Here is a 2,322-nt window from a genome sequence, read left to right as displayed (position 1 = left end):
CGGCGGCGGGCGCGGCGGCGGGGCCGGCGGCCAGGGCCGAGCCGGCGGCGGTGGCGGCCAGCACGGCGGCCAGGGCGGACAGCGTGACGGAACGTCGCATGGCGACTCCTTCGCACAGGCCGCGGCGAGCGGCATGGAACGGCACGCGCGGGCCGCACCGGCGGTGTTGGGCCTCGCGCGTGATCACAGCGCGCTCAGGGTGGCAGAAGAGCCCGCCCGGCGGAACCCGTTGATCAGCTGCTGAAACGCCGCCCCGGCCGCCCCTGCGTCAGAGGGGCCGGCCGATGGTACGTCAGCAGGCTCGGCCCGCACCGGAGTCGGCGGGCTCGGCCCCCCGAATCACCAGACGTCGGCCGGGGCGACGTCCTGCAGCCGGGCGAGAAGTTCCGCGGCGCGCTTGGCGACCACGTCCCGGTCGCCCTCCGACAGCGCCGAGCCCATCCCGCAGGCGACCGCTCCGGCGGCGATCCACTCCGGCGCTTCGGCGACGGTCACCCCGCCGGTGGGCAGCAGGGCGGCCTGCGGCAGGGCGGCCCGTACGTCCCTGACCCAGCGGGGGCTGTGGGCGGAGGCCGGGAACAGCTTGAGGGCGTCCGCGCCCAGCTCCAGTGCGCGCACCATCTCGGTGGGCGTGGCGACGCCGGGGAAGACCGGCAGGCCGTAGCGGTGGCCGGTGCGGATCACCTCCGGGTCCAGGCTCGGGGAGACCAGGAACCGGGCGCCCGCGTCGACCGCCATCCGGGCGGAGGCGGCGTCCAGCACCGTGCCCGCGCCGATCACCGCCTCGTCACCGACCTCGCGGACCAGGGTGGTGACGGCCTCCAGCGCGAAGGGGGTGGTCAGCGAGAACTCCACGGTGGTGAGGCCGGCGGAGAGCAGGGTGTCCGCCGTCGCGGTCGCGTGGTCATAGCTGTCGCTGCGGATGATGGCGAAGATCCGCTGTGCGAGCGCGGCCCGGGTGATCTCCCAGCGGTACACGGCAATTCGCCGCCTTTCCTCTCAGAAGGGTCTCCTGGAGATGCCGCCCCGGGGTGCCTCCGGGATATGCGGCCTTTCGCTTTGCGGTTGTCGATGCGGGGGAAGCACTGCGTGGGGGGCGCGGGCTCAGCGGTGGACGGAGTCGGCGACGCCGGTGAACGCGGCGAGGGCCCGCTCACGCCCCGCCGCGCTGGGCAGCCCGTCCGTATCGGTCGCGGTCTGGACGACCAGCGCGGCGACGCAGGCGCCCTCGGCGAGCGCCTGGGGCTCGGGCAGCCCGCGCAGCCGCCCCGACAGATACCCCGCCGCGAAGGCGTCTCCCGCGCCCACGGGGTCGGCCACCGGCACCGGATAGGGCGGCTGGTCCCAGCGCCCGTCCGCGGTCACGGCGGTCGCCGAGCGGTCGGCGCGCTTGATGACGACGGTGTGCGCCCGGCCGTCCAGCAGCTCCACCGCGGCCTCGTCGGCGGATCTGCCGGTCAGCAGCTCCAGCTCGTCCTCGCCCGCCAGGACCAGCTCGGCCTCGCGCAGCAGCGGCCCGACCGTCTGGGCCCACTGCGCCGCGCCGCCCAGCTTGCGCCGCACATTCGGATCGAAGGAGACCTCCGCCCCCGCGGCACGGGCCACCTCGATCAACCGGTCCGTGGCGCCCGCCGCGGTCGGCGACAGCATCGGGGTGATCCCAGAGATATGCACGAGGCGGGCGCCGCTGACGGCCTCGGCCGATATGTGCTCGGGCGCGAGCCGGGAGCCGGCCGAGCCGGAGCGGTAGTACTGCACATCGATGGCGCGCCGCGGATGGCTGTCGCGCAGCAGCAGCCCGGTCGGGGCCTGCTCGTCCACCCCGACGAACGCCACATCCACGCCGTCGGCGCGCAGCTCGCGCAGCACGGCCTGGCCGGCCGGATCCGCGCCCACCCGGCCCAGCCAGCGGGCGCTGTGGCCGAGCCGGGCCAGGCCGGTGGCCACATTGGACTCCGCTCCGGCGACCGAGCGGCGGAAGTGCACGGCCTGCTCCAGGGGAACCCCGGGCTCGGCGAGCAACAACAGCATCGCCTCACCGCATGTGACCACTTCAGGGCCGCTCGCCACCGATGCCTCCCCTTGCTCCCCGCCCGTCCCCTTCTCCCGGAAACGCTACCTGGCGGCACCGACAGCCGCCCCCGCGGGGTTCAGGCCACTTGTCGGCCCGTCAAATCCCGTCGTACGCAATGCCGTTGTGGCCTGCGGAAGCGGGCGTACGACACGGCGGCTGCCGGGTGCACAACGCGGCGGCCGCTGCCTGCGAGCAGGGGGCGGCGGCCGGGCGGGGGGGGGGGGGGTTGGGGGGGGGGGGGCAGTGGG

Annotated in this window: 2 protein-coding genes; both read right to left on the bottom strand. The window is 75.6% G+C overall.

Annotated features, from left to right (window positions below):
• Positions 1-339 precede the first annotated feature (339 nt).
• A complete protein-coding gene (locus ACWDSL_RS53075; RefSeq protein WP_450496914.1) occupies positions 340-978 on the bottom strand; it encodes a bifunctional 4-hydroxy-2-oxoglutarate aldolase/2-dehydro-3-deoxy-phosphogluconate aldolase in 639 nt (212 codons plus the stop codon).
• Positions 979-1,104: 126 nt separating this feature from the next.
• Positions 1,105-2,070, bottom strand: coding sequence for a sugar kinase (locus tag ACWDSL_RS53070; RefSeq protein ID WP_450496912.1), 966 nt, complete (start codon positions 2,068-2,070; stop codon positions 1,105-1,107).
• Positions 2,071-2,322 lie beyond the last annotated feature (252 nt).

The organism is Streptomyces sp. NPDC000941 (genome assembly GCF_053599555.1).
Note: the sequence above shows the minus strand (reverse complement) of the source record. Positions and strands in the feature narration are given on the sequence as shown.